The organism is Streptomyces sp. NPDC001606, from assembly GCF_053596835.1.
Map to the genome: position 1 here is coordinate 113,294 of NZ_JBSFHC010000021.1, position 24,491 is coordinate 137,784.

At 72.9% G+C, this 24,491-nt stretch carries 24 protein-coding genes; 11 read left to right on the forward strand and 13 right to left on the reverse strand.

Annotated elements, in window-relative coordinates; translation table 11 throughout:
- Positions 1–352: 352 nt before the first annotated feature.
- Together ACWCV9_RS31060 and ACWCV9_RS31065 are read right to left on the reverse strand one after the other, a co-directional pair.
- Positions 353–967 (reverse strand): flavin reductase family protein, encoded by a 615-nt coding sequence (locus ACWCV9_RS31060; protein ID WP_450791542.1) that lies wholly within the window; start codon positions 965–967, stop codon positions 353–355.
- A gap of 49 nt (positions 968–1,016) precedes the next feature.
- Positions 1,017–1,664: a ScbR family autoregulator-binding transcription factor gene (locus ACWCV9_RS31065; protein ID WP_450791544.1), complete on the reverse strand. Its 648-nt coding sequence runs from the start codon at positions 1,662–1,664 to the stop codon at positions 1,017–1,019.
- 244 nt (positions 1,665–1,908) lie between these two features.
- Here ACWCV9_RS31065 and ACWCV9_RS31070 point away from each other — a divergent pair, with 244 nt between their 5' ends.
- The 6 genes from ACWCV9_RS31070 (at position 1,909) to ACWCV9_RS31095 (ending at position 6,913) form a co-directional block, all read left to right on the forward strand.
- Positions 1,909–2,826 carry a ScbA/BarX family gamma-butyrolactone biosynthesis protein gene (locus ACWCV9_RS31070; protein WP_450791546.1) on the forward strand — a complete coding sequence of 306 codons (918 nt, stop codon included), beginning with the start codon at positions 1,909–1,911 and terminating at the stop codon, positions 2,824–2,826.
- 281 nt (positions 2,827–3,107) lie between these two features.
- Entirely contained in the window at positions 3,108–3,806 is a 699-nt protein-coding gene (locus ACWCV9_RS31075; RefSeq protein ID WP_450791548.1) for an HAD family phosphatase, read from the forward strand.
- A gap of 1 nt (position 3,807) precedes the next feature.
- Positions 3,808–4,563, forward strand: a complete 756-nt coding sequence (locus tag ACWCV9_RS31080; protein WP_450791549.1) for a glucose 1-dehydrogenase — start codon at positions 3,808–3,810, stop codon at positions 4,561–4,563.
- A 168-nt stretch (positions 4,564–4,731) separates the two neighbouring features.
- Positions 4,732–5,322, forward strand: coding sequence for a TetR family transcriptional regulator (locus tag ACWCV9_RS31085; RefSeq protein ID WP_450791551.1), 591 nt, complete (start codon positions 4,732–4,734; stop codon positions 5,320–5,322).
- 227 nt (positions 5,323–5,549) lie between these two features.
- Positions 5,550–6,236: a sensor histidine kinase gene (locus ACWCV9_RS31090; protein WP_450791553.1), complete on the forward strand. Its 687-nt coding sequence runs from the start codon at positions 5,550–5,552 to the stop codon at positions 6,234–6,236.
- Positions 6,233–6,913 (forward strand): response regulator, encoded by a 681-nt coding sequence (locus ACWCV9_RS31095; protein ID WP_450791554.1) that lies wholly within the window; start codon positions 6,233–6,235, stop codon positions 6,911–6,913. Before ACWCV9_RS31090 ends, ACWCV9_RS31095 begins: the two co-directional genes overlap by 4 nt.
- 36 nt (positions 6,914–6,949) lie before the next feature.
- Here the strand turns inward: ACWCV9_RS31095 and ACWCV9_RS31100 are convergent, their stop codons facing one another.
- The 9 genes from ACWCV9_RS31100 to dmpI form a co-directional block, all read right to left on the reverse strand.
- Positions 6,950–7,735 (reverse strand): SDR family NAD(P)-dependent oxidoreductase, encoded by a 786-nt coding sequence (locus ACWCV9_RS31100; protein ID WP_450791556.1) that lies wholly within the window; start codon positions 7,733–7,735, stop codon positions 6,950–6,952.
- 82 nt (positions 7,736–7,817) lie between these two features.
- Positions 7,818–8,828, reverse strand: coding sequence for an AfsA-related hotdog domain-containing protein (locus ACWCV9_RS31105; RefSeq protein WP_450791558.1), 1,011 nt, complete (start codon positions 8,826–8,828; stop codon positions 7,818–7,820).
- A 32-nt stretch (positions 8,829–8,860) separates the two neighbouring features.
- Positions 8,861–9,526: an HAD-IA family hydrolase gene (locus ACWCV9_RS31110; RefSeq protein ID WP_450791560.1), complete on the reverse strand. Its 666-nt coding sequence runs from the start codon at positions 9,524–9,526 to the stop codon at positions 8,861–8,863.
- 44 nt (positions 9,527–9,570) lie between these two features.
- A complete protein-coding gene (locus ACWCV9_RS31115; protein WP_450791561.1) occupies positions 9,571–10,548 on the reverse strand; it encodes a ketoacyl-ACP synthase III in 978 nt (325 codons plus the stop codon).
- Positions 10,549–10,591: 43 nt separating this feature from the next.
- Positions 10,592–12,514 (reverse strand): CoA-transferase, encoded by a 1,923-nt coding sequence (locus ACWCV9_RS31120; RefSeq protein WP_450791563.1) that lies wholly within the window; start codon positions 12,512–12,514, stop codon positions 10,592–10,594.
- Positions 12,511–13,800, reverse strand: coding sequence for a beta-ketoacyl-[acyl-carrier-protein] synthase family protein (locus ACWCV9_RS31125; RefSeq protein WP_450791565.1), 1,290 nt, complete (start codon positions 13,798–13,800; stop codon positions 12,511–12,513). The genes ACWCV9_RS31120 and ACWCV9_RS31125 overlap by 4 nt, the downstream gene beginning before the upstream one ends.
- Before the next feature lie 144 nt (positions 13,801–13,944).
- Positions 13,945–15,159: an acyl-CoA dehydrogenase family protein gene (locus tag ACWCV9_RS31130; protein WP_385841975.1), complete on the reverse strand. Its 1,215-nt coding sequence runs from the start codon at positions 15,157–15,159 to the stop codon at positions 13,945–13,947.
- Between the two features lie 93 nt (positions 15,160–15,252).
- Complete coding sequence (locus ACWCV9_RS31135) at positions 15,253–16,290, reverse strand: phosphotransferase family protein (protein WP_450791567.1); 1,038 nt, start codon at positions 16,288–16,290, stop codon at positions 15,253–15,255.
- A gap of 126 nt (positions 16,291–16,416) precedes the next feature.
- Entirely contained in the window at positions 16,417–16,599 is a 183-nt protein-coding gene (gene dmpI, locus ACWCV9_RS31140) for a 4-oxalocrotonate tautomerase DmpI (protein ID WP_450791569.1), read from the reverse strand.
- A 270-nt stretch (positions 16,600–16,869) separates the two neighbouring features.
- On the opposite strand from dmpI, the gene ACWCV9_RS31145 reads away from it, so the two are divergent.
- Together ACWCV9_RS31145 and fabG are read left to right on the forward strand one after the other, a co-directional pair.
- A complete protein-coding gene (locus tag ACWCV9_RS31145) occupies positions 16,870–18,477 on the forward strand; it encodes an FAD-dependent monooxygenase (protein ID WP_450791571.1) in 1,608 nt (535 codons plus the stop codon).
- A gap of 43 nt (positions 18,478–18,520) precedes the next feature.
- A complete protein-coding gene (fabG, locus tag ACWCV9_RS31150; RefSeq protein WP_450791573.1) occupies positions 18,521–19,282 on the forward strand; it encodes a 3-oxoacyl-ACP reductase FabG in 762 nt (253 codons plus the stop codon).
- A 191-nt stretch (positions 19,283–19,473) separates the two neighbouring features.
- Here fabG and ACWCV9_RS31155 read toward each other — a convergent pair whose 3' ends face one another.
- The gene (locus ACWCV9_RS31155; protein ID WP_450791574.1) at positions 19,474–20,247 is read right to left on the reverse strand and encodes an SDR family oxidoreductase; all 774 of its coding nucleotides are present in this window, start codon (positions 20,245–20,247) and stop codon (positions 19,474–19,476) included.
- Between the two features lie 39 nt (positions 20,248–20,286).
- A complete protein-coding gene (locus ACWCV9_RS31160) occupies positions 20,287–20,925 on the reverse strand; it encodes a LuxR C-terminal-related transcriptional regulator (protein ID WP_385841968.1) in 639 nt (212 codons plus the stop codon).
- A 167-nt stretch (positions 20,926–21,092) separates the two neighbouring features.
- Here ACWCV9_RS31160 and ACWCV9_RS31165 point away from each other — a divergent pair, with 167 nt between their 5' ends.
- From ACWCV9_RS31165 to ACWCV9_RS31175, 3 genes are all read left to right on the forward strand, one after another.
- On the forward strand, positions 21,093–22,643 hold the full coding sequence (locus ACWCV9_RS31165; RefSeq protein WP_450791575.1) for an acyl-CoA carboxylase subunit beta: 1,551 nt from the start codon (positions 21,093–21,095) through the stop codon (positions 22,641–22,643).
- A complete protein-coding gene (locus tag ACWCV9_RS31170; RefSeq protein WP_450791577.1) occupies positions 22,640–22,888 on the forward strand; it encodes an acyl-CoA carboxylase subunit epsilon in 249 nt (82 codons plus the stop codon). Before ACWCV9_RS31165 ends, ACWCV9_RS31170 begins: the two co-directional genes overlap by 4 nt.
- 154 nt (positions 22,889–23,042) lie before the next feature.
- The gene (locus ACWCV9_RS31175) at positions 23,043–24,452 is read left to right on the forward strand and encodes an MFS transporter (RefSeq protein WP_450791579.1); all 1,410 of its coding nucleotides are present in this window, start codon (positions 23,043–23,045) and stop codon (positions 24,450–24,452) included.
- Positions 24,453–24,491: the final 39 nt, after the last annotated feature.

Sequence of the window (24,491 nt, forward strand, 5' to 3'; positions counted from 1 at the left end):
CCAGGGCCCCGACGAGTTCCCCCAGGTGGGTCGGCTCGTCGGTGCCACGGCGATGGAGCCGACCCGCGGGAGGTGGTAGGCGGCTCTGAACGCTGCCTGGACCCGAACCGGTGACCAGCAGTCCGACCGCGGACAGGGACACCCCGAGGCTCCCGGCGATCGGTTCGAGGAGGCCGACCGGCAGGCTCTCCACGGTGTTGAAGGTGAAGGCGGCCAGCATCAGCGCTCCGAGCACGGCGGATCTGCGCCGCAGGGACGGCCTCCGCCCGGCTGTGCGCCGCCCAAACTCCGTGACACCGCTCATCCGCCCAGCTCACCGGGCGCGTCGGTGTCACCGCAACCGAATTGCGGGTCAGGGGGAGGCGAGGCGGGTGAAGCGGCCGCGGTGGAAGAGGAGCGGCTCGGGGGGTTCCTGGGGGGCGCCCAGGGCGGTGACCCGGCCGACCACGACGAGGTGGTCGCCGCCGGTGTGGACGGCGTGCACGGCGCAGTCGATCCAGGCCGTGGCGCCGGTCAGGCGCGGCGCACCGGAGACGGGTGCGCGGTCGTACGCCACCCCCGCGAACTTGTCCGCGCCGCTCACCGCGAAGGCGCGGCACAGCGCCTCCTGGCCGGCGCCGAGCACATTGACGCAGAAGACGCCCGCGCGGGCGATGCGCGGCCAGGTCGTGGACGTACGGCCCACCAGGAAGCAGACCAGGGGCGGGTCGAGGGAGAGGGAGGAGAAGGACTGACAGGCGAAGCCGGCGGGGCTCTGCGCCGCGTCGGCGGGCGGTGCCGTGATCACGGTGACCCCGGTCGCGAAGGTGCCCAGCACCCGCCGGAACTCGGCCTGCTCCACCGCGGGCCGTTCGTCCTCCCCGACGCACCGCAGCCGCGGGCGTGGCAGCGGCTCCGGTGGTCCGTGGGCCGCTCGCCGAGGCCTCAGGTATCGGACGGCTGCGGCGGCCGCCCCCGCGTGTCCCATCACACATCCATTGAAGGTGACGGGCCGTCAGATGTGAAGGGGTGTGCGGTCAGGGCGCCGCCGCGGCCGCGGGGACGGGCTGGACGCGGTCGGGGTCCAGCCGGGTGCGTACCGCGACCGCCGGGACGGCGATGCCCGGCAGCAGCAGCCGCCACATGCGCAGCACGCGGTCCATCAGGTCCTCCCGGCCGCTGACCGCCTTGGAGTACAGCTGCATGCCGGTACAGGACTCCACGATGTACTCGGCCAGTTCGCGCGGCTCCACACCGGCCTGGAGTTCACCGTTGTCGGCGGCCTCGCGCAGGTGCTCCTCCATGATCTCGGCCCACTGCTGGTACGGCTTGGCGGCGTCCTCCATGCCGAAGGTGGTCTGCTCGGTGGTGAGGCGCACGCCCGCGCGCAGCATCAGGTCCGCCTGGAGCTGCTGCGCCCAGATCAGGGTGATGTCCACGGCCCGTTGCAGGCCGTGCGAGTCGGAGGTCGGGACGATGGTCTCGGGCTGGGCGAGCATCACCGCGTGCGCCAGCCCCTCCTTCGACTTGAAGTGGAAGTACAGCGCGCCCGCCGTGGTCCCGGCCCGCTCCAGGATCCGGTTGATGCTCGCACCCGAGTAGCCCAGCTCGTCGAAGACGGCTGCCGCCGCACGAAGGATCGCTTCGCGAGTCTGAACGGCGCGTTGCTGCTTCGGCTGCCGCATGACGCCTCCAAAAAATTAGAACGTTCGCTAGGTAACAGGTATCCGGCTGGGTGGGGTCAGTCAAGTTCCGGCGGCGCTGAGCTGCGGAGAAATGGGGTGGAGCCGGGTGAATGCGGGCGGGAGATCCGTGACTTGGCTGCGGCCTGGCCGAAACTTTGCACGCCGTTGAAAGAAGGAAAAAAGAACGCTCTTTATGTTTGAGGCGGCTCAGGTGCCACTTACGCATGCTTCTAGGGGGAAGCGCATGTCCAGCACTGTGCAGAGCATCCAGTCCTACGTGCACAAGAACGCGGCGTCCGAAGTCCTGGTGACCGGCTGGCGCCCGGAGGGGGAGGACACCTTCGTCGTCAACGCCTGGTGGCCGCAGGACCACCCGTTCCACCCGCCGGTCCACGGCTGCCACGACCCGCTGCTCGCTGCCGAATCGATCCGCCAGTCGGTGCTGCTGCTGGGGCACGCGGCGTACGGCGTGCCGTTCGGCAACCCGCAGTCCTGGAGCCAGTTCCGCTACACCGTCGACCCGGTCCCGCTCGCCGCCGACGGCACCGAGGCCGAGGTCGAACTGCATGTCGTCTGTGCCGACGTGGTCCGGCGCGGCGGACGGCTCGCCGCCATGACCGTACGCGTCGACGTGGTCAAGGACGGCGTGCGGGTCGGGGCCGGGGAGGTCGACTACGTCGGCCACACCCCGAGCGTCTACCGCCGGCTGCGCGGCCGGTACGCCGACGCCGCGGAGGCCATGGCCCGGGTGGTGCCGCTCGCACCGCCCATGCCGCCGGCCCGGGTGGGCCGCGAGCACTTCGAGGACGTCGTCCTCTCGCCCACCGACGCGCCCGGCCGCACCCAGCTGCGCATCGACGTCAACCACCCGACGCTCTTCGACCACCCGGTCGACCACGTCCCCGGCATGCTCCTGCTGGAGGCCGCGCGCCAGGCCGCGCACACCATGTCGTACCCGCGACCGGTGATCCCGGCCGCGATGGACGCCGCCTTCTACCGGTACGTCGAGTTCGACATGCCCTGCTGGATCCACGTCAACCCGCTCCCGGCCGACAGCCGGGGCCGCAGCAGGGTTCTCGTGTTCGCCCTCCAGGACCAGGGCTGCGTCTTCTCCAGCATCACCACGCTGGTGCCGGCGGACGAGGGCCCGGCACAGAAGTAAGGGGTCCTGCGGGCTTCCCTTCCGGCCCGGCCCCGCCCGGTCCGGGCCGGGGGCCGGTACCGGTCATGGTCGGGGGCAGCTTCCGGCCGATTCACCCGGCCGGAACCGGAGGACTGGAACAGTCGGCTTCGGGGTGCGGACCGGTACGTTTCCACGGCCGTCCGGCCCACCGCCTTCCGGGCGGCCGGTGTGTCGCCGCGGCCGCCCGCCACTCACCCCCGCGCGGTCTCCGGCCGCGCGGGAGGCGGCGCGCGCGCCGTTCAGCTAAGGGGGAATCACCTATGGGACGCCGGCTCACCCAGCTCGGCCTCGCCGCGCTCAACATCGACGGAGTGCTGCTCAACGACACCTTCAGCCCGGTCATCCACCGTTTCGTCACCGCCCGGGGCGGCAGCTACACGGCCGCCACCGAGCGGGCGGTGTTCTCGCAGTCGCAGGCGGTGGCCGCCCGGCGGCTGGCCGACGCGGTCGGCGGCGGGCTCAGCGCCGAGCAGGTGCTCGCCGCGTACTTCGCCGAACGCGACCGCTATCTGGCCGACCACCCGGTCGTCGTACAGCCGGGTGTGCCCGAGCTGCTGCACCGGCTGCGCGCGCTCGGCCTGCGCGTGGTCTGCTACGGCGGTCTGCCCAAGCACCACTTCGACACCCATCTCGGAGCCTGGGCCGAGCTGTTCGACGGTCCCGGCTATGTGTGCACCGACGCGTTCCGGCCGGGTCTGCACGAGATCACCACGGAGATCTTCGGACTCCGGTACGACCGGGCGCTGTTCGTGGACGACGTGGCCCGGGTCGCCGAGGAGGCGCGCCGGCTCGGCACCGCCTTCATCGGCCTGCCCAGCCCCTACGAGCACGGCCACCAGCGGGAGTTGATGCGCGCCGCGGGCGTACGGCACCTGGTGGACGGGCTGGACGCCATCGACGAGGAACTGCTGTCCACGGTGGACGCCGAGGCGGCCGCCGGCCGGGTCTGGGAGGCGTGACGTGCTGACGGGGAAAGTCGCGATGATCACCGGGGCGTCGAGCGGGATCGGGGCCGCCGCGGCCCGGCTGTTCGCCGCCGGGGGAGCCGCCGTCGTCCTCATGGCCCGGCGGGCCGAACGGCTGGATCAGCTGGTCGACGAGGTGCGTGCCGCCGGGGGCCGGGCGCTGGCCGTCGCCGGCGACGTGACCCGGTCCGCCGATGTGGGCCGGGCGGTGGACGCCGCCGTCACCGAGTTCGGCGGGCTGCACGCCGCCTTCAACAACGCCGGGTACGGCACCGCGGGCGTACCGCTGCACCTGCTCGGCGAGGACGACTACGACCTGACCATGGACGTCAATGTGCGCGGGGTGTGGAACTGCCTGCGCCACCAGGTGCCGGTGATGCTGCGCGACGGCGCGGGCGGCGCGGTGGTCAACACCTCCAGCGTGGCCGGTACGTCGGCCACCGGGGCGTCGGCCGCGTACGTGGCGGCCAAGCACGCGGTGCTGGGGCTGACCCGGGCGGCGGCCGCGGACTACGGCGAGCAGGGCATCCGGGTCAACGCGCTGGTCGTGGGCGCGACCCGGACCGAGATGCTGGACCGGGCGATCAGCGTCGTACCGGGGCTGGAGCAGACCTTCATGGCGGAGTCGGTGCAGAAGCGGATGGCCGCGCCGGAGGAGGTGGCGCGGGCCGCGATGTGGCTGTGCAGCGACCAGGCCTCCTTCGTCACCGGCGCCGCGCTGGCCGTGGACGGGGGCGCCACCGCGGTGTGAACACCCTGTCCGAAGGGGCAGTTCCGTGACGGGATTCCGTGACGGGGCTGCCCCTTCCGTTTTGCAGCGGCAAGTTTCCAGCCAATAAGAAAGCGAACGATCGCTTTGCTTTTGCGGGCTGCTGGGGCTACCGTCGACGTACGACCTCATCCAACGTGGGAGAGTGGGATGACGCAGGCCAGGGCGGCACGTACGCGCGAGTCACTCATCCTGGCGGCCGCCGCCGAGATCGACCGCAACGGGTACCGGGGCGCGACCGTGAACGGCATCTGCGCCGTGGCCGGGGTCTCGCTCGGTGCGCTGACCTTTCACTTCCGCAGCAAGCTCCAGCTCGCGCTCGCCGTCAGCGAGGCCGGTGCCGCCGCCGCGCGCCAGTGCGCCGAAGGCGCGGCGGCCCGCGGCGGGGCCGCGCTGGCGTCGGTCACCGCGCTGGTCAGGGCGGTCGCCGGACTGCTGGAGGAGGATGTCGTCGTCCGCTCGGCCGCCCGGCTGGAGCGGGAGCGGCCGACGCCCGTCGGCGCCTGGAGCCCGTCCTGGACGGCCGTGCTGCGCCGCTCGCTGGAACGCGCCGAGGCGGCGGGCGAGTTGCGGCCCGGGGCGGCTCCGCAGCTGGTCACGGACCTGGTGGAGTACCTGCTCACGGGCGTCGAGACACACCCCGCCGGGCCGGGGGCGAGCGCCGGGAGCAGCGGGCTGGTGGGCCGGCTGGACCGCATCTGGCCGCTGGTGGAGCGGGGCGTCGCGGCCGAGCGGGTCTGAGCGGCCCGCGATGCGGCCATGTCCGCTATCCGGAGCGATAGTTCTGCTTTCGAACGGCTTCGCCGAGTTCTTTTCCTGATTCTTACCCTTCCCGGCACCTCTCGTCTGGAAAACATAACGAGCGTTCTCTATTCTTCTTGGTGTCAGCTCGCCGGGCCTCTCAGTCGCCCGGCAACGGGGGGACGCCTGTGTGTCCCACGCAGGAAGGCAGGACCGTAGTGACGTACATGGAAGGTGCTCTCGACACGGCAACACGCACCCTGCTGGCCCGCGAGGTGCACGACCGCATCGGCACCGGGCTCGCGGTGGCCCTGCGCCGGCTGGAACTCCTCGAAGCGACCGCCACCTCCCTCGCGCCGGCCGACCGCGCCCGGCTCGTCCAGGCCCGCGACGCCCTCGTCGACACCCTCTCGGTGGCCCGCGAGGTCACCTCCGCGCTGCGCAGCCTGCCGTCCGCCGCACCGGCCGCCGCCCGCTCCCTGCGGCAGGCCCTGGACGGCTTCCTCGTCTCCATGGCCCCGCTCCGTCCCCATGTCCGGGTCCAGGTGGACGGCGACGACGGCCGGCTCGGCCCGCGCCTGACCGACGAGGTGTTCATCGTGGTCCGCGAGGCGCTGCGCAACGTGCTCGCGCACGCCGGGGCCCGGCGGGTCACCGTCGACGTGGTCATCGGCGACCACGACGTCCACGCGAGCGTCACCGACGACGGCACCGGGTTCGACCCCGAGGCCGCCCGGCGCGTCGGCGCCGCGAACGGGCTGCACGGCATGGAGGAGCGCGCCCGTGCCCTCGGCGGCGTCACCACCATCACCTCCGCGCCCGGCCGCGGCACCCGGATCACCTGCTGGATCCCGGTCGAGGAGGACCGTCCGGAGGACCGTTCGGACGACCGAGCCGAGGAGAACCGGGCATGACCGAGAAGACCACCCGCATCCTGGTCGCCGACGACCACACCCTGCTGCGGGACGCGCTGTGCGATCTGCTCGCCGCCGAGCCGGACTTCGAAGTCGTGGCCCGGGCCGGTGACGCCGAGGCCGCGATCCGGCAGGCCGCCGAGGTACGGCCCGACGTGGCCCTGCTGGACGTGCAGATGCCGCACAACGAGGACCCGGCCGCCACCGTGCGCCGGCTGCTCGCCCGGCGGCCCGAGCTGCGGATCATCGTCGTCAGCATGGACGATCACCCGGTTCTGGTACGGCAGTTGCTCGGGCTCGGGGTGCGGGGTTATCTGCACAAGAGTGTCAGCCGGGAGACGCTGGTCGCGGCGATACGGGAGCGGGCCGATGCCGGGCGGCGGACGGTGACCGTGACCATGCCGGCGGGGGGTCCGCACCAGGTGGGGGTCGGAGTGGGGCCGGGGGAGCGGTTGTCCGAGCGGGAGGCGGAGGTGCTGACGCTGGTCGCCGTGGCGTTGAGCAACCGGCAGATCGGGGTGCGGCTCGGGATCACCGAGGGGACCGTGAAGCGGCACATGCGAAAGATCTTCGACAAGTTGGGGGCGGTGTCGAGGCTGGACGCCGTCAACAAGGCGGTGGAGGTGGGGGCGATACGGGTGCCGGGGGTACGGCAGCGGAGGCGGGGGGCGGCGTGAGGTGGGCGTTTCGCTCACCCCGCCCCCAAGCCGCGCTCACAGGGCCACGTAGCCGCCGTCCACCGGGAGCGCCGTGCCGGTGACGTAGGAGCTGGCGTCCGAGGTGAGGAAGAGGAGGGCGCCGTTCAGTTCGTCGAGGCGGCCGGCGCGGCGCATCGGGGTGCGGCGTTCCACCCAGGCGCGGCCCTTCTCCGTGCCCAGCATGGACTCCGTCATCTCCGACCAGAACCAGCCCGGGCAGAGCGCGTTCACCCGGACCCCGCGCGCGCCCCACTCGGCGGCCAGTTCCCGGGTCAGGTTGACCACCCCGCCCTTGCTCGCGGTGTACGCGGCCTGCGGGAGGGTGCCGCTCGCCACCAGGCCGTAGACGGAGGCGATGTTGACGATGGAGCCGCGGCCGCGTTCCAGCATGCCCGTCCCGAAGGCCTGGCTCAGCGCGAACACCGCCGTGAGGTTGACGGCCAGGATGTTCTGGAAGGTCTCCACCGACTGCTGCTCGGCCGGCACCGTCTCCGACAGGCCCGCGTTGTTCACCAGCACGTCCACCGGCCCGAGTTCCTCGGTGACCGTGCGCACCAGCCGCTCCCGGTCCGCCGCCAGCGTCACGTCGCAGGGCACCGCCAGCGCCCCCGGCAGCCGCTCGGCCAGCTCCTTCAGCGGTGCTTCCCGGCGTGCGGCCAGCGCCACCCGGGCGCCCGCCGCGGTCAGCACCCGGGCGATGTGCGCGCCGAGCCCGCTGGAGGCCCCGGTGACCACCGCGACCCGGCCGTCCAGCCGGAAGAGGTCCACCGGGTCGGTGCTGTCGAAGTCCTCGTGCGTCATGGCTGTGCCACCTCCACTGTCGTCGTCGTGTGCGGTGCCGCCACCGAGCGGGCGCTCGGTGGCGGCGGGGCGGACCGGCTCGTCAGCGTGCATCGCCGGTCACGGCGGGCAGCGCGCTGTCCAGTCGTACGCGCATCCGGGCGACCTCCTCGCCCTGCTGCACGAACGCCACGTCCGTGAGCAGGCCGGTGCCGAGGCCGGCCGGGGTGGTCACCACCGTGATGGGGGTGTCCAGTTCGGCGAAGCGCAGGTACTCGGCGTGCACCCCGGCCAGGAAGGAGGCGCCGGGCGAGACGCCCCGGTGGTCGGCGGCCAGCAGCAGCGACGCCTGCCGGGCGGCCTCCATCATCACCGGGCCCGGCACATGGTCCTGGGCGTGGTCGAACATGCTCGGGTGGTCCACCGGTACCCGCAGCCGGGCGACCAGCTTCTCGCCCTCGGTGCGGGCGTCCTCCAGGACCACGTTCTCGGCGTTCTCCCGGCCCACCAGCCAGGGCGCCGGCGCCACCCCGTCCGTGCGGCCGGTGAGCGTGTCCGACATCGGCGGCGGGCTGGAGCGGTGGCTCATGCGCAACCTCTCGTACACGTCGTTGGGGCGCTGCGCGGTGTCGACGGTGATCACGCCGATCTCGCGGCCCCCGGCCAGCACCCGCACCCGGTGCACCACCCGGGAGATCGCGCCCTGGTACTCCTTGGCCAGGTCCACGGAGCCCTCCAGGGCCAGGTCCAGGGCGCCGCGGGTGCGCAGCGGGGTGACGTCGGTGATGTCCAGCGTGGCGGTGGCGGTGATCGACTTGGTGTCGGCGCCCGCGTCGTGCTGGAGGTGCATCGCGCACAGCAGCATCTGCCGTACGGCTTCGAACACGGCGAGCGGGTCGTGGCCGGCGGGCCGGGTCGTGTGGTCGCCGTAGTAGAAGTGGCGCGGCGGGAGCTGGGCCGCGGCCCGGAAGGTGTGCTCGTCGACCGACTGGAAGTCGGTCAGGAACACCTCGGCGAGCGCCGAGCGGTGCACCAGGTGGCGGGCCAGGGTGCGCTGGGTGGAGAGTGCGGCGGCGGGGCCCGCGGCGGTGCGGGGCAGGGGCAGTACGGTCATGTCGGTACCTCGTCTCGGCAGGTCGGCGGTGGTCAGCGGGCGGCGGCCGGGGTGGGGCGGGCCGCGTCCAGCAGGCCCTGGACCTGGCGGGCGGCCTGCTCGGCGTCGTGGAAGAGGACCGCCTGCCAGCCGGCCTCCATGGCGCCGGCCACGTTCTTCTCCAGGTCGTCCACGAGCACGCAGCGGTGCGGTTCGAGACCGGCCCGCTCGGCGGCGAGGCGGAAGATCTCCGGGTCCGGCTTGCGGGCGCCGACGGCGTGGGAGCAGACGATGTCGTCGAAGAGGGAGTCGTCGGCCATGTAGCGGCGGTGCCGCTCCCAGGACGGCGGCAGGTTGGACAGCAGGCCGACGAAGGCGCCCTGGGCGCGGAACTCCGTCAGGTGCCCGGCCCACGCCTGGTTGGCGGGGCGTCCGGCGAACCAGCGGTCGCCGAAGTTAGACAGGTCGGCGACGAGCCCGAACTCGTTGCCGAGCACGTCCTCCAGCTCGCTCGACCAGGTGGCCTCGTCGATCAGCGGGATGTCGAGGGCGCCCATGGAGTCGGTGCCGTACTTCTCGCCGACGATGCGCATCGCCTCCTTCAGCGACCACAGCGGGACGCCGACCCGGTCGCAGAAGAGGTTGAAGGTGACGGCGACCGGAGGGGTGAGCACGCCGCCGAAGTCGGTCCAGACGGCGAGGGGTGCGGTGGTGGTCATGGTGGGTCCTTCGCGGTGAGGGCGGTGGTGGGGGAGGAGCGGGATCACAGGCGGTAGAGGAGCCCGCCGTAGTACCAGCCGGAGCCGACCGCGGTGGACAGCACCAGGTCGCCGCTCTTGACCACGCCCTTCTCGGAGAACTCGGACAGCGCGATCGGGATCGACGCGCAGCCGGTGTTGCCGCGCTCGGCGAAGTTGGTGAGGAACCGCTCGGGGTCCAGGTCGAGGCCGTCGCGGACGCCCGCGTGGATGGCGTTGTTGCCGGGGTGCGGCACCAGCCAGTCGATGTCCGAGGTCTTCAGGCCGTTGCGGTCGAGGACGTTGTCGGCGACGCGCAGGCTGGAGGCGACGGCCAGGTCGATCAGCTCCGGCTTCGGGCGCAGCCAGCCCTCCGGCGGCCGGGCGGCGACCGCGTCGGCCTGCGTCGAGTCGCAGTCCAGCACCGAGTCCAGCAGACCGCTCGGGTCGTCCGGGTCGCCCTTCTCCAGCACCACCGCGCCGGCCGCGTCGCCGAAGACCAGCTGGCCGCGGGTGCCGGGGCGGGCCCGGCGGGTGAAGCGGTCCGCGGCCACCACGACCGCCCGCTTCCAGCCGGGGTGCGCGGTCAGGAACGAGGCCGCGGTCTGCACGCCGTGCACGAAGCCCGTGCAGGCGCCGCACACGTCGAAGGCGAGCGCGCCGTGCGCGCCGAGCGCCGTCGCGACCCCGGGGGCCAGCTCCGGGATCCACTGCCGGTCGGTCCAGTTGGCCAGCACCACCAGGTCCAGCTCACCTGCCTCCCGGCCGGCCCTGGCGAGCGCCGCCCGGGCCGCCTCGACGGCCATGAACTCCACCGTCTCGTCCTCGGCGGCGACGTGCAGGCTCCGGACGCCCAGCTCGGCGGCGGCCTCCGGCGGGTAGGTCCGCCCGTCCAGGGTGACCTCGCCCTCGTGGCTGCGCTGCTCGCGGGGGAAGTAGTGGCCGAGGCCGGTGAACTTCAGACCGCTGCCGGTCCAGGTGCGGCCTTCGGTGCGTGCGTGCATGGTGGGACTCCTTGGATGTACGAGTGGCGTGAGGGGGGTGTCGTCAGCGGTAGCGGCCGCTGGGGTCGAGGGAGCGCAACAGCGCCAACTCCTCGTCGGTGACCGGCTTCTCGGGGACCACGGCGCTGACGTCCGCGGTCCAGGAGGTACGGGTGGCCACCGCCTCCGCGGCCAGCCGGCGCATCTCCTCGGCGCTGTCGGCTGCCTCCTCCGCGGGCAGCCAGGTCGCCAGCCGGAAACCGGGGCTCTGCGGGTTCTGCGCGGTCGCGGGCGTCTCGCGGACGAACCGGCCGAAGTCGCTGACGACCTCGCGGACCCGGTGTCCGGGGCTGGTGCGGTAGGCGACCTCGCGGACGTAACGGCGCCTGGACGACGGGGCGATGACCACGCAGTCCGTGCTGGAGGCGATGTCGTTGGCGCCACCGGAACCGGTCAGCCAGCGGCCGTCGGTGGACCGGCTGGTGTTGATCGTGCCGGTCTCGTCGATCTCGGCGGCCGCCAGCACGCCGAGGGCGCGGGGGTTGGCCGCGACCATGCCGCCGAGGATCTCGGGGATGCCGGCGAGCATCTCGCTGCGCTTCGCGTGCCGCAGGCTGAACAGGTACACGTCCCCGGGGTCGGGGGAGAAGCCGTACATGCCCAGTTCCGCGACGACCTTGACGTCGTGACCGCCCGCCCTGAGGAGTTCGGCGGCCAGCCAGGCGGACATGTGGGAGGTGCCGATGCCGGCCAGGAGGGTGTCGTAGCCGTGCTGCCGTACCTGCTCCGCGACGGCCCTGGCGCCCAGGACGATCAGGCGTTCCTGGCGGGTCGCGGCCGGCTCGGCCGTTCCGTCGGCGACGGGCTTCGCTGCGGCACCGTCCGCACGGGACTCGGGTGCGAGGGGCGGCTGCGGGACGTGGTCGCCGTCGGCGGCCGCCCGCCCCTGCGGGGCGATCAGGCCGCCCTTGCTGCGCAGCGCCCGTTCCACCGCCTCCTGCTCGCAGCGGTAGACCTCCGACCAGGCCTCGGCGTCGGCCTCGTAGTCGCCGGGCCCGCTCGGCGCCGGCTTCAGCGGGGCGGTCAGGGAGGCGATCCGGGCCTCGCCCAGCCGGGCCAGGTAGCCCTCGTGGGAGCCGGGGCCGGTGACCCAGGTGTCGTACCAGTCGGTGCCGCGGGACGGGCCGTGGCAGGAGTCGACGATCTCCTCCAGGAAGGCGTAGTCGTCCAGGTAGCCGTCCACGCCCGCCAATTGACCGGTGCGCAGGGACTGCGGGTGGGCGCCGAGCGGGGCCTCGGTCAGGCCCAGGACGCGCTGGCCCGGGATGACGACCCGGTCGGCGATCTCGCGCAGCTCCGCCCGGGTGACGATCCGCTCCACCGAGGCGATCACTCCGCGGCGGGCCGCGTACGCCGCCCAGGCGCCCTCGCCGAGCGGCGGGGCCAGGGCGATGTTGCCGTCCTCGTCGGCGACCGCCCCGTGCACCAGGGTCACATCCGGGCGCAGCGCGGTGACCAGGGTGACCTCGCGGTCCGGGTCGGCCGGGTCGGGCACGACGTGCAGCTCCTCCGGCTTGCCCGCGGCGAGGTCGGTGCCGGCCAGTGAGCCGGTGACCGCGTAGGGGGCGCCCTGCGCGCCGGCGATCAGCCGCTGGACGTAGGACAGCAGGGACCAGGCCTCGAAGGTGAAGGGCCGGCCCTCGGCGAGGTCCGCGTAGAGCGGGTTGGGGCGGGGCGAGGGGTAGGTGTCGCCCGCGAAGCCCGCGATGACCTTGTCGGCGACCCCGGACAGGGCGAGGGCGTGGGCGGAGGAGTGCACGGCGGTGGTGGAGACCGTCAGATGACCGTCCGCGCCGAACACCCGGCACAGGGCGTAGGTCAGGGCGTTGGGGCGGGACGGGGTGCCGGCCAGATGGACGTGGTCGCCGGGGCGGACCAGGCGTCGTACCAGCTCGTCGACGTCACGGGCGAGCAGCGGGCGGCTCATGACGGCGCTCCCACCGCGACGACCGCCGTCTGGCTGCCGAAGGCGAAGGACATGGAGACCGCGAGGTCCACCGCGGCGGGCCGGGCGCCCTCGAACACGTGGTCGTGGTCGCACTCGGGGTCGGGCGTGGTGAAGTTGATGGTCGGCGCCAGTGTCTGGTGATGGATCATCAGGCTGGTCGCGGCGACGTTGATGATGCCGGCCAGGCCGAAGGTGTGGCCGTAGATCGGCTTGTTGGAGCTGAGCGGCGGCAGCGCGGCGGGGGTCCGCTCGGGGTACAGGGCGCGCAGCGCGCGGGACTCGGCGATGTCGTTGTAGCGGGTGGCGGTGCCGTGCGCGCAGAAGTAGTCCACGTCATCGGCGCTGCGGCCGGCCGCGCTCAGGGCGTCCTCGATGACCGAGGCGGTGACCTTGCCGGTCAGGTCCATGGTGGTCGGGTGGGCGGCCTCGTTCAGGGAGGCGGCGGAGAGGATCTCGGCGTACACCCGGGCGCCGCGGGCCTCGGCGGCCGAGGCGCGCTCCAGGCACAGCACGACCGAGCCCTCGCCGAGCGCGAAGCCCTCGCGGCAGGCGCTGTACGGCCGGACCGCACGGGTCGGCTCGTCCCGCTCGGAGGAGATCACGCCGTGCCCCATCGCCCGGTAGCAGGAGGCGACCTCGGCGAGGACCGGGAACTCGTGGCCGCCGACCAGCATCACGTCGGCGGCGCCGGAGCGCAGTTCGCCGAGCGCCAGCTGGATCGCCTGGTGGCCGCCGACGCAGGCGTTGCTGACGGTGGTGACCAGGCCCTGGGCGCCGTTGTAGATGGCGGACAGGGTGGCGGGGCAGCCGGCCAGGCCGCGGAACATCGCGCCCTTGTCGCCGTAGGCCGCCGGGTCGCCGCCGGTCATCACGTTCTGCCACCAGGCCAGCGGGCCGCGCGAGGACGACATCACGATGCCGAGCCGGCGCGGGTCCACGGCGCCGTCGGCGAGGCCGGCGTCACGGCGGGCCTCGGCCACCGCGGACATCGAGATCAGGATCTCGCGGGAGTACTTGGCGGCGTGTGCGTCGGTGAGCTGCGGGAGGAAGGGCCGGTGGTCGAAGCCGTCGATCTCGGCGGCCGCGTGCACCGGCAGCCCGGCCGCGGCGCTGTCGAAGCGGGTGAGCCGGCCGACCTGGGAGCGGCCCTGGGAGACATTGGTCCAGAACTGGTCGACCGAGTAGGTGTTGGGGAGCACGACACCGATTCCGGTGACCACGATCCGGTTGTCGCGGTCATTCGATATTCGCTCGTATTCCGTCATGGGAAAAACAGTAGAAGTGAAGTGCGGCCGCTACATGGGCCGCCGGGTACCGAATAAGCGGAGGACCGGTACTCCGGGTACCAGTCCTTGTTACAAAAGAAAACCGCCCCTCCGGATGGAGAGGCGGCCCTTGGGAAAAGCGGCTCAGTTGCCGGCGTACCGGCGCAGTTCCCGTTTGGCCAGCGAGGCGCGGTGGACCTCGTCGGGGCCGTCGGCCAGGCGGAGCGTGCGGGCGTGCGCCCACAGCTCGGCCAGCGGGAAGTCCTGCGAGACCCCGCCGCCGCCGTGCGCCTGGATGGCTTTGTCGATGACCCACTCGGCCATCGCCGGCACCGCGATCTTGATGGCCTGGATCTCGGTGTGGGCGCCCTTGTTGCCGACGGTGTCCATCAGGTACGCCGTCTTCAGCACCAGCAGCCGGGCCTGTTCGATCCGCACCCGGGACTCGGCGATCCACTCGCGCACCACGCCCTGTTCGGCCAGCGGCCGGCCGAACGCGACCCGGTGGCTGACCCGCTCGCACATCAGGTCGAAGGCGCGTTCCGCCATGCCGATGAGCCGCATGCAGTGGTGGATCCGGCCGGGCCCGAGCCGGGCCTGGGCGATGGCGAATCCCTCGCCCTCGCCGGCGATCAGGTTCTCGGCGGGCACCCGCACGTCCTCGAAGACGACCTCGCCGTGCCCGCCGTGCGGCCCGTCGGTGTAGCCGAAGACGTGCACACCCCGTTTGACGTGCACACCGGGCGTGTCCCGGGGCACCAGGACCATCGACTGCTGCCGGTGGCGGGGCGCGTCGGGGTCGGTCTTGCCCATCACCACCAGCAGCTCGCACTCGGGCGCCATGGCCCCGGACGACCACCACTTGCGGCCGTTGATCACGTACGAGTCCCCGTCCCGGCGGATCCGGGTCGCGATGTTCGCCGCGTCCGAGGAGGCGACGTCCGGCTCGGTCATGCAGAACGCGGACCGGATCGCGCCGTCCAGCAGCGGCTTCAGCCAGCGGTCCTGCTGCTCCGGGGTGCCGAAGAGGGCCAGCACCTCCATGTTCCCGGTGTCGGGGGCCGCGCAGTTGACGGCCTCGGGGGCGATGAAGGGGCTGCGGCCGGTGATCTCGGCGAGCGGCGCGTACTGGAGGTTGGTCAGTCCGGCGCCGAACCGGTCGTCCGGCAGGAAGAGGTTCCACAGGCCCTGCCGGCGGGCCTCGTCCTTCAGCTCGCCGAGGACCTGCGGGCGGCCCCAGGGGTGTCCCGCCAGGTGCTGGGCGTGGAAGACGGGCTCGGCGGGCAGCACATGCTCGTCGAGGAAGGCGCGCATACGGCCGCGCAGCTCCTCGGTGCGGGCGTCGTAGGCGAAGTCCATGGCGTGTCTCCGATGCGTGGTCTGCGAAGTCTGCGTCTGCGTCTGTGTCGGCTGTGTCGGCTGCGTCGTACGGCCGTGGGGTGGGGCGCGGGGTCAGCCGGCCGCGTCGAGGGCCGCGTGGCCGCGCTCCACCAGCAGCGGTACGGCGGCGGCGAGGTCGGCGGTCTCCTCGCCGACGGTCAGGCCCCGCACGGTGCGGCAGTGGATGCCCTCGAGGATCGCGGCGAGTTTGTAGAAGGCGAACGCGGTGTACCAGCCGAGCCGTTCGAGGCCGTCCGGGCGGTGTGCGGCGTACCGCTCCACCAGCTCCTGGCGGCCGGGCCAGCCGGGCAGCGCGCCGGGGGCGGCGACCGGGGCGCGTTCGACGCCGGCGAAGCCGTCCCAGTACATGCAGAGCATCCCGAGGTCGGCCAGCGGATCGCCGAGCGTGGACATCTCCCAGTCCAGTACGGCGGTGATCCGGCCCGGGTCGGCCCGGTCGAACAGCACGTTGTCCAGCTTGTAGTCGCCGTGCACCAGCGCGACCGCCCCGGAGTCCGGGCAGCCGGCCGCGAGCCGGTCGTTCAACTGGTCGGCGCCGGGCACCTCACGGGTCCGGGAGTCCTCCCACTGGCGGCGCCAGCGGGCGACCTGCCGGGCCATGAACCCGCGCGGCCGGCCGAAGTCGGCGAGCCCGGCCGCCGCCGGGTCCACCGAGTGCAGCAGGGCCAGGGTGTCGACCAGCGCGTGCGTGGTGCGCAGCGCCGAGACCCGGCCGAGCGGGACGAGATCGCCGTCGCCGCGGTACGTCGTGCCCTCGACCAGTCCCATCAGGTAGAACGGCGCCCCGAGCACCGCCGGGTCGGTGCACAGCCCGTAGGTCGGCGGCACCGGCACCCCGGTCGGGCCGAGCGCGGTCAGCACCCGGTGTTCGCGGGCCATGTCGTGCGCGGTGGCGAGGACATGGCCGAGCGGCGGGCGGCGCAGCACCAGGCTGCGACCGCCCCAGACGATCCGGTACGTCAGATTGGACCGGCCGCCGGCCAGCGGGCGCACCGCGCCCAGCGGACCGCGTCCGGGCAGGTGGGCGTCCAGCCACGCGGCCAGCCGGCCGGTGTCGATGCCGTCGGCGGCGGTGAGGGTGTCCGGCACGGTGCGCTCACTCTCCTGCTCGTGTGCTCGGGGCGAAGCGCCGCGGTCCCGGCGCCGTGTGGGGCGACCGGGACCGCGACGAGGGGGAAATCAGGGGAAGGGGGTGTCCAGCTCTGCTGGGGGGGCTCAGCTGTCGGCGATGAGCTTGCCGGCGTTGGCCCAGCTGTCCGCCGGCACCTCCTGGATCCAGACCTGGACCGTCTCGGCCGGGATCTTGTACGCGTCGACGAAGGCGTCCGTGATACGGGCGACCAGGTCGCGCTTCAGCTCGATGTCGCGCGGACCCTGCTGAACGGTGACGATCGGCATTTCTTCCTCCGGGAATTCAAAAAAGGGGGGAGTGTTTATCGGTATCGAGTGCCGGGGCTTTTCCGGTGGTGCATTCCGTGGTTTCCGGTGTCGCCCCGGGCACAACCAGAACGTTAGGAGCCCCCGGTCGGCCCCGACAAGGAATGTGCCCCCTAGGCGACCCCCCGATGTCTCTTCGGAAACACGGGCCCGGCGTGCTGCCCGGACCCGTGCCTACATTCGACGCGCCCGTGTCCGCAGAATTCTTCGCTTCCCGAGTGGGGTAAGACCGTGACGCAGACAGAAGACCGCCCCCTTGCCCTGGACCACCCCGGCCCCGTCGACCGCCCCGTGCTGGTCGTCGGAGCCGGCCCCGTCGGGCTGACCGCCGCCACCGAACTGCTCCGCCGCGAGGTGCCCGTGCGCTGTGTGGACCGCGCCCCGGGGCCTTCCCCGCTGAGCAAGGCCCTCGCGGTGTGGCCGCGCACCCTGGAGCTGCTGCGCCGGCTCGGCGGCGCCGCCCGGATCGAGCAGTACGGCCTGCCCATCGAGTCCCTGCGCTACCACTCGCTGGGCCGCGAGGTGGCCCGGGTCCGCTTCACCGAGCGCACCCGCCCGGTGACCCTGCCCCAGAACGACGTGGAGACCCTCCTCGCCGAGTCGCTGGCCGGCGTCGGCGGCAAGGTGGAGTGGGGCACCGAGCTGGTCGCGCTGGACCAGCGGCCCGACCGGGTGTACGCCACCCTGCGCGGCCCCGACGGCACCGAGCTGCGCGAGGAGTTCTCGTACGTCATCGGCAGCGACGGCGCGAGCAGCACCGTGCGCAAGCTGCTCGGCATCCCCTTCGAGGGCAGCACCTACGAGAACCTGTTCGCGCTCGCCGACGTGCGCATCGAGGGCCCGCTGGTGCCCGACGCCAACTACTACTTCTGCGGCCCGAAGGGCATCGTCGTCCTGGTCGGGATGCCCGGCGGCCGGTTCCGGGTGTTCACCGCCGCCCCGCCCGGCACCGACCGCGAGGACGTCGACCTGGCCCTGATCCAGCGCCTGGTGGACGAGCGCTGCCCCGGCGGGCTGCGGCTGCTCGACCCCACCTGGACGGCCGGCTTCGCCGTGCACGCCCGGCACGCGGGCCGCACCCGCGAGGGCCGGATCTTCCTCGCCGGGGACGCCGCGCACATCCACAGCCCGGCCGGCGGGCAGGGCCTGAACACCGGTGTGCAGGACGCCCACAACCTCGCCTGGAAGATCGCCCTCGCCCACTCCGGCCGGGCCGGCGATCCGCTGCTCGACAGCTACGCCGGCGAACGCGAGCAGGTCGCGAGGACCGTGATCCGCCAGGCCGACCTCCAGACCCGTGCCTGGACCCCGAAGAAGCGCAGCCAGATCGTGCTGCGGGACGCGGCGCTGCGCACCGCGTCCGCGCTGCGGCTGTTCGGCCTCGGCTATGTGCCGGGTCTCGCCGGTCTCACCACCGTCTACCGCGAGGGCGCCGCGGTCGGACCCGCGGGGCGCTCCGGCGGGTTCACCACCGGCGCCCTGGTCCCCGACCGCCCGGTGTGGGACGAGCGCACCCAGCAGCGCACCCCGCTCCGGCTCGCCCTGGACGACCTGCGGCTGACCCTGCTCGTCACCGCCCCCTCCGACACCGCCGTACCCGACGCGGCACTCACGCTCGCCGGTGAACTGGTGTCCCGGTACGGCGACCTGATCGACGTCCGCTACCTGGACACCACCCGGCAGGAGCTGACCGGCACCCCGCCGGCCACCCCGTACCTGCGCCGCGACGACCGCCGGGTCACCCTCGCCCTCACCCGCCCCGACGGCTATGTCGCGGTGTGCGGTACGGCCGAGGCCCCGCATCTGATCCGTGACTGGCTCCGGACGGCCCTGGTCTGACCCCGCTCCCGCTCTCCCGAAGAAGACCTGGAAGGAACCCCCTATGTCCCACACCTCGCAGCGGGTCGCCGTCGTCACCGGGGCGGCCCGCGGTATCGGCGCGGCCACCGCCGAGCGGCTGGCCGCCGACGGGCACGCCGTCGCCGTACTCGACCTGGACGCCGGCTCCGGCGCCGAGACCGTACGACGCATCGAGAAGAGCGGCGGCCGGGCGCTCGCCGTCGGCGCCGACGTCTCCGACGAGGCGCAGGTCGAGGCGGCCGTCGCCCGGGTCACCGAGGAACTCGGCGCGCCCACCGTGCTGGTCAACAACGCGGGTGTGCTCCGCGACAACCTGCTGTTCAAGATGACCGTCGCCGACTGGGACACCGTCGCCGGGGTCCATCTGCGCGGCGCCTTCCTGATGACCCGCGCGGTGCAGAAGCACATGGTGGACGCCGGGTACGGCCGGATCGTCAACCTGTCCTCCTCCTCGGCGCTCGGCAACCGCGGCCAGGCCAACTACGCGGCGGCCAAGGCCGGTCTCCAGGGCTTCACCAAGACCCTCGCCCTGGAACTGGGCAAGTTCGGCATCACCGCCAACGCGGTCGCCCCCGGCTTCATCGCCACCGAGATGACCAGGGCCACCGCCGAGCGGATGGGCATCAGCTTCGAGGAGTTCCAGGAGCGCGGCGCCGCCGGCATCCCGGTGCGCCGGGTCGGCACCCCCGACGACGTCGCCGAGGCCGTCTCGTTCTTCACCGGCGAGCGGTCCGGCTTCGTCTCCGGCCAGGTGCTGTACGTCGCGGGCGGCCCGCTCTGCTGACCGGGCCGCACACACCGCAAGGGGGCCGGTGCCCGAGCACCGGCCCCCTCAGGGCGGTTGCGGCACACCGGGCACATGGCCCCCTCGGGGCAGCGGCCGACAGCGCGTACCCCGCTGCCGGCCCCCGCAGAGCGGCTGCGGCCGGCAGCGCACCTCCCGCTGCCGGCCGCTCAGGTCCTGCCGCCGTCCGCTCAGATCCCGCCGCCGGCCGCGATCAGGCCGCCGTCCACGGTGAGCGTCTGCCCGGTCACCCAGGACGCGTCGTCCGAGGCCAGGTAGGCCACCGCGGCGGCGATGTCCTCCGGGGTGCCGAGCCGGCCCAGGGCGTAGCCCGCGGCGACCTCCTGCTCCCGCTCCTCGTACAGCTTGGCCGCGAACCGGGTCTTCACCACGGCCGGGGCGACGGAGTTGACCCGGATCCGCGGGCCGAGTTCCTGGCCGAGCTGTTCGGTGAGGTGGATCAGCGCGGCCTTGCTCGCGCCGTACGCGCCGATGCCCTCGGCCGGCCGCAGCCCGGCGACGGCGGTCATGTTGACGACCGCGCCGCCGTGCTCGCCCATCCAGGCGTCCCGGGCCCGGCGCAGCCAGCCGAGCGCGGCCAGCACGTTCACCTCGAACAGCTTGCGCAGCGCGGCCTCCTCCAGGTCCAGCACCGGCCCGAACACCGGGTTGATCCCGGTGTTGTTGACCAGCACGTCCAGCCGGCCGAAGGTCTGCACGGTGCGGGCGACGGCCTCGCTCTGGTGGGCGGGGTCGTCGGCCTTGCCGGCCACGGCGATGGCGTGCTCCGGGCCGCCGAGCAGGGTGACCGCCTCGGCCAGCGGCTCGGGCGAGCGGGCGGTCAGACAGACCCGGGCGCCCTCCGCGACCAGCCGCTCGGCGACGGCGAGCCCGATGCCGCGGCTGGCTCCGGTGACGAGGGCGACCCGGCCCTGGAAACGAGGACGGGAGACAGGGGTGGTCACGGTGGGTTACCTCCGTAGGCGGGGAAATCAGAAACGGGACTAAAGCGTCAGCAATTCACGCCGGTTGGCCACGCCGAGCTTGCGCAGCACATTGCTCACATGGTTTTTCACGGTCTGTCTGGCCACATGCAGCTCGGCCGCTATCTCGTCATTGGAATAACGGGCCAGCAGCAGCCCCAGGACCTGTTGCTCGCGCGATGTCATGCCCGGCGCCCGGGCCCCGTCCGGCGGCTGCGGCGGCTCCTGGCCGCGCTCGCGCAGGTACCAGACGGGCCGGCCCACCGCGAGCGTCTCCACCGCGTGCACCAGCCGCTCGGGGGACGCCGAGCGGTGCACGAAGCCGTCCGCCCCGCCGGTCAGGCAGGCGGCGACCACGGCCGGGTCGTCGGCGCCGGTGAAGACCAGCACGCTCGGTGGCCGGGACAGCCGTTTCACCTGGTGACACAGGTGTACGCCGTCACCGCGGGCGACCAGGTCGACATCGGTCACCAGCAGATCGGCGCGCAGCCGGCGCACCAGCTCCACGGCGGCCGGCCCGCTGTCGGCCTCCCGGGCGTCGTCGAGGGCGCCCGAGTGCCTGAGCAGCGAGGCCACCGCCGTCCGCGAGACCGGGAACGGGTCGGCCACCACCGCCACGCGGTACCGGGACAGCGCACTCGTCGCATCGTCCTGTGCCATCGCCCCTCCTTCCAGCGGATGCGGGGGATGCGAACGTAAACCGGTCGCCCCGCAACCGGCTCGGAAAATGGCGCGAAGGTACCCGGAGAATGTCTCTTTCGACACCCGATCCTGTATTCCCGCACCCCTTTCTGCCTACTGTGAGCGGCAGTTGAGAGGAGGCGCAGATGGCGTTGCAGGAACGGCTCGGCGAACTCGCCGAAAGGAAACGGAAGGCGGCCGAAGGGCCCGGCGCGGAAGCCACCGAACGGCAGCACGCCCGCGGCAAACTCACCGTCCGTGAGCGGCTGGAACTGCTGCTGGACAAGGGCTCCTTCACCGAGGTGGAGGGGCTGCGCCGGCACCGGGCCACCGGCTTCGGACTGGAGAACAGACGGCCGGACGGCGACGGCGTGGTCACCGGCTGGGGCACCGTCGACGGCCGTCAGGTCTTCGTCTACGGCCATGACTTCCGTGTCTTCGGCGGCGCGCTCGGCGAGGCCCACGCCCAGAAGATCCACAAGGTGATGGACCTGGCGGAGGCCGCCGGCGCGCCCCTGATCGCCCTCAGCGACGGCGCCGGCGCCCGCATCCAGGAGGGCGTGACCGCGCTCGCCGGGTACGGCGGCATCTTCACCCGCAACGTCCGCTCCTCCGGGGTCATCCCGCAGATCAGCGTGATCCTGGGACCCTGCGCGGGCGGCGCCGCCTACTCGCCGGCCCTCACCGACTTCGTGTTCATGGTGCGCGGCACCGCGCAGATGTACATCACCGGTCCGGACGTCGTCCAGGCGGTCACCGGGGAGCGGGTCGGCCATGACGAGCTGGGCGGCGCCGACGTCCACTCCGTCCGCTCGGGGGTCTCCGCGTTCGTCCACGACGACGAGGAGTCCTGCCTGGCCGACGTACGCCATCTGCTGTCGCTGCTGCCCGCCAACAACCGGGAGCTGCCGCCCGAGGAACCCACCGCCGACCCGGTGGACCGCTCCTGCGACGCCCTCCTCGACCTGGTGCCCGCGCACCCCGGCAAGGCGTACGACATGCGCCGGGTCGTCGAGGAGATCACCGACGACGGCGACTTCTTCGAGCTGCACGAGCGCTGGGCGCCCAACCTGATCACCGCGCTGGCCCGGCTCGGCGGCCAGGTCGTCGGGATCGTCGCCAACCAGCCGCAGGTCCAGGCCGGTGTCCTGGACATCGCCGCGTCCGAGAAGGGCGCGCGGTTCGTGCAGTTCTGCGACTCCTTCAACATCCCGCTGGTCACCCTGGTCGACGTGCCCGGCTTCCTGCCCGGCACCGGACAGGAGCAGGACGGCATCATCCGGCGCGGCGCCAAGCTGCTGTACGCGTACTGCGACGCGACCGTGCCCCGGATATCCCTGGTGCTGCGCAAGGCCTACGGCGGTGCGTACATCGTCATGGACTCCCGCTCCATCGGCTGCGACCTGGCCTTCGCCTGGCCCACCAACGAGATCGCGGTGATGGGCGCCGAGGGCGCGGCCAACGTCGTCTTCCGCCGGGAGATCGCCGCTGCCGACGACCCCGAACAGGCCCGCGCCCGGCGCGTCGCCGAGTACCGGGAGCAGCTCATGCACCCGTACTACGCCGCCGAGCGCGGCCTGGTCGACGATGTCATCGACCCCCGCGAGACCCGGGCCGTGCTGATCCGCTCGCTGCGGATGCTGCGCGGCAAGCACGCCCCCCTGCCCGAACGCAAACACGGGAACCAGCCGGTATGAGCGGCGCCGACACCGTACGCGTGCTGCGCGGCCGGGCCGACGAGCGCGAGCTGGCCGCCGTCATGGCGGTGCTGCACGCGTTCGCCGCCCGCGCCGAAGCCGTCCGCGCCGAAGCCGCCCCCCGCACCTCCGCCTCCGGCCCGGGGGCCGCCGCACGGCCCCGCGCCGGCTGGCGGCGGCCTCATCAGCGCCCCCGCACCGGCACCTGGCGCACCCCGCCGGCCGGGCCGATGTCACTTAGGTGACACCGGGGCCGTACCTCGGTGGCACTTTCCTTGAGCGGCCCGGGACCGCTTCCTAGCGTGCTGCGTACGGGCGGGAACGCCCCCGCAACGCGGCCGAGTTGAGCTTCTTCACCCGTCAGAGCCCGAATCCCCGCCCCACCACGATTGGAACGTGATGGCTACCACCTCCGTAGACGCGCCCGTCGCCGTCCCGGAGTCGACGCGTATGACCTCGCGGCAGCGCCTGGTCCTGAGCCTGCTGCTCGGCTCGCAGTTCATGCTGTCCGTCGACTTCTCCATCCTGAACGTCGCCCTGCCCGACATAGGCAAGGGGCTCGGCTTCTCGCTGGCGAACCTCCAGTGGATCTCCACCGCGATGATGCTGCCCTCGGCCGGCTTCACCCTGCTCTTCGGCCGCCTCGCCGACCTGGCCGGCCGGCGCCGGATGCTGTTGCTCGGCATGGCCCTGCTGGCCGCCGGCTCCTTCGTCGGCGGTATCGCCAACGGCCCCGCCGTGCTGCTCGTCGCGCGCGTCGCCCAGGGTCTCGCCTGCGCGCTCGCCACTCCGGCGGCGCTGTCCCTGCTGACCACCACCCTCCCCGAGGGCCCGCTGCGGGACAAGGCGCTCGGTCTCAACGGCATGCTGCTGTCGGCCGGGTTCTGTGTCGGCGCCATCTTCGGCGGTGTCCTCACCGACCTGCTGAGCTGGCGCTGGGCCTTCTTCATCAACGTGCCCGTCGCCGCCGCGATCCTGCTCGCCGCGCCGGCCGTGATCCCCGAGAGCCGCGGTGAGCGCACCAAGCTGGACGTCCCCGGCGCGGTCACCGTCACCGGCGGTCTGCTCGCCCTGGTGTACGGCGTCACCGAGGCCGGCCAGCACGGCTGGACCGACCCGGTCGCCCTCGCCACCATCGCCGCCGCCGTGGTCCTGCTCGGCGCCTTCTGGCTGATCGAGCTGCGCGCCAAGGCCCCGCTCGCCCCGGTGCGGGTGCTGACCCGGCAGACCGTGAAGTGGGGCAACTTCGCCGGTCTGATCACCTTCACCATGGAGAGCTCGGTCATCTTCCTGCTGACCCTGTACCTCCAGGAGGTCTTCGGCTACACCCCGCTCCAGACCGGCCTCGCCTTCTGCGGCATCGGTGTGGCCGCGTTCCTCGGCGGCCTGTACGCCCCGAAGCTGATCGGCCGCTACAGCAACCGCCTGGTCCTCGGCTCCGGCATGCTGCTCCAGGCCGTGGCCACCAGCGCGCTGTTCCTCGCCGGCCACGGCGGCGGCGGGGCCCTCGCGGTGATGCTGGCCGCGTCCTCGGCCGGTGCCTTCGGCCATATCTCGGCGGTCGTCGGCTACATGGTCACGGCCACCTCCGGCCTGCCCGACGGCGAGCAGGGCCTGGCCACCGGTCTCGCCTCGATGACCCAGCAGGTCGGCATCACCATGGGTATCCCGGTGCTCAGCTCCATCGCCACTGCCCGGATGAACGCCACCGGCTCCACCCTTTCCGGCATCCACACCGCGCTGCTGGTGGACGCCTCGATCGTCCTCGTCGGCTCGGCCCTGGTCAGCACCGGCCTCCGCCGCCGCTGACCCGGACACGCGCGGAAGGGCCCCGGCGTCAACGACGCC

Excerpts from the sequence above, each read along its gene's own strand:
- ACWCV9_RS31060 (WP_450791542.1), bottom strand. The coding sequence starts at position 967 with ATGGGACACGCGGGGGCGGCCGCCGCAGCCGTCCGATACCTGAGGCCT.
- ACWCV9_RS31065 (WP_450791544.1), bottom strand. The coding sequence starts at position 1,664 with ATGCGGCAGCCGAAGCAGCAACGCGCCGTTCAGACTCGCGAAGCGATC.
- ACWCV9_RS31070 (WP_450791546.1), top strand. The coding sequence starts at position 1,909 with ATGTCCAGCACTGTGCAGAGCATCCAGTCCTACGTGCACAAGAACGCG.
- ACWCV9_RS31075 (WP_450791548.1), top strand. The coding sequence starts at position 3,108 with ATGGGACGCCGGCTCACCCAGCTCGGCCTCGCCGCGCTCAACATCGAC.
- ACWCV9_RS31085 (WP_450791551.1), top strand. The coding sequence starts at position 4,732 with ATGACGCAGGCCAGGGCGGCACGTACGCGCGAGTCACTCATCCTGGCG.
- ACWCV9_RS31090 (WP_450791553.1), top strand. The coding sequence starts at position 5,550 with ATGGAAGGTGCTCTCGACACGGCAACACGCACCCTGCTGGCCCGCGAG.
- ACWCV9_RS31095 (WP_450791554.1), top strand. The coding sequence starts at position 6,233 with ATGACCGAGAAGACCACCCGCATCCTGGTCGCCGACGACCACACCCTG.
- ACWCV9_RS31100 (WP_450791556.1), bottom strand. The coding sequence starts at position 7,735 with ATGACGCACGAGGACTTCGACAGCACCGACCCGGTGGACCTCTTCCGG.
- ACWCV9_RS31105 (WP_450791558.1), bottom strand. The coding sequence starts at position 8,828 with ATGACCGTACTGCCCCTGCCCCGCACCGCCGCGGGCCCCGCCGCCGCA.
- ACWCV9_RS31110 (WP_450791560.1), bottom strand. The coding sequence starts at position 9,526 with ATGACCACCACCGCACCCCTCGCCGTCTGGACCGACTTCGGCGGCGTG.
- ACWCV9_RS31115 (WP_450791561.1), bottom strand. The coding sequence starts at position 10,548 with ATGCACGCACGCACCGAAGGCCGCACCTGGACCGGCAGCGGTCTGAAG.
- ACWCV9_RS31120 (WP_450791563.1), bottom strand. The coding sequence starts at position 12,514 with ATGAGCCGCCCGCTGCTCGCCCGTGACGTCGACGAGCTGGTACGACGC.
- ACWCV9_RS31125 (WP_450791565.1), bottom strand. The coding sequence starts at position 13,800 with ATGACGGAATACGAGCGAATATCGAATGACCGCGACAACCGGATCGTG.
- ACWCV9_RS31130 (WP_385841975.1), bottom strand. The coding sequence starts at position 15,159 with ATGGACTTCGCCTACGACGCCCGCACCGAGGAGCTGCGCGGCCGTATG.
- dmpI (WP_450791569.1), bottom strand. The coding sequence starts at position 16,599 with ATGCCGATCGTCACCGTTCAGCAGGGTCCGCGCGACATCGAGCTGAAG.
- fabG (WP_450791573.1), top strand. The coding sequence starts at position 18,521 with ATGTCCCACACCTCGCAGCGGGTCGCCGTCGTCACCGGGGCGGCCCGC.
- ACWCV9_RS31160 (WP_385841968.1), bottom strand. The coding sequence starts at position 20,925 with ATGGCACAGGACGATGCGACGAGTGCGCTGTCCCGGTACCGCGTGGCG.
- ACWCV9_RS31165 (WP_450791575.1), top strand. The coding sequence starts at position 21,093 with ATGGCGTTGCAGGAACGGCTCGGCGAACTCGCCGAAAGGAAACGGAAG.
- ACWCV9_RS31170 (WP_450791577.1), top strand. The coding sequence starts at position 22,640 with ATGAGCGGCGCCGACACCGTACGCGTGCTGCGCGGCCGGGCCGACGAG.
- ACWCV9_RS31175 (WP_450791579.1), top strand. The coding sequence starts at position 23,043 with ATGGCTACCACCTCCGTAGACGCGCCCGTCGCCGTCCCGGAGTCGACG.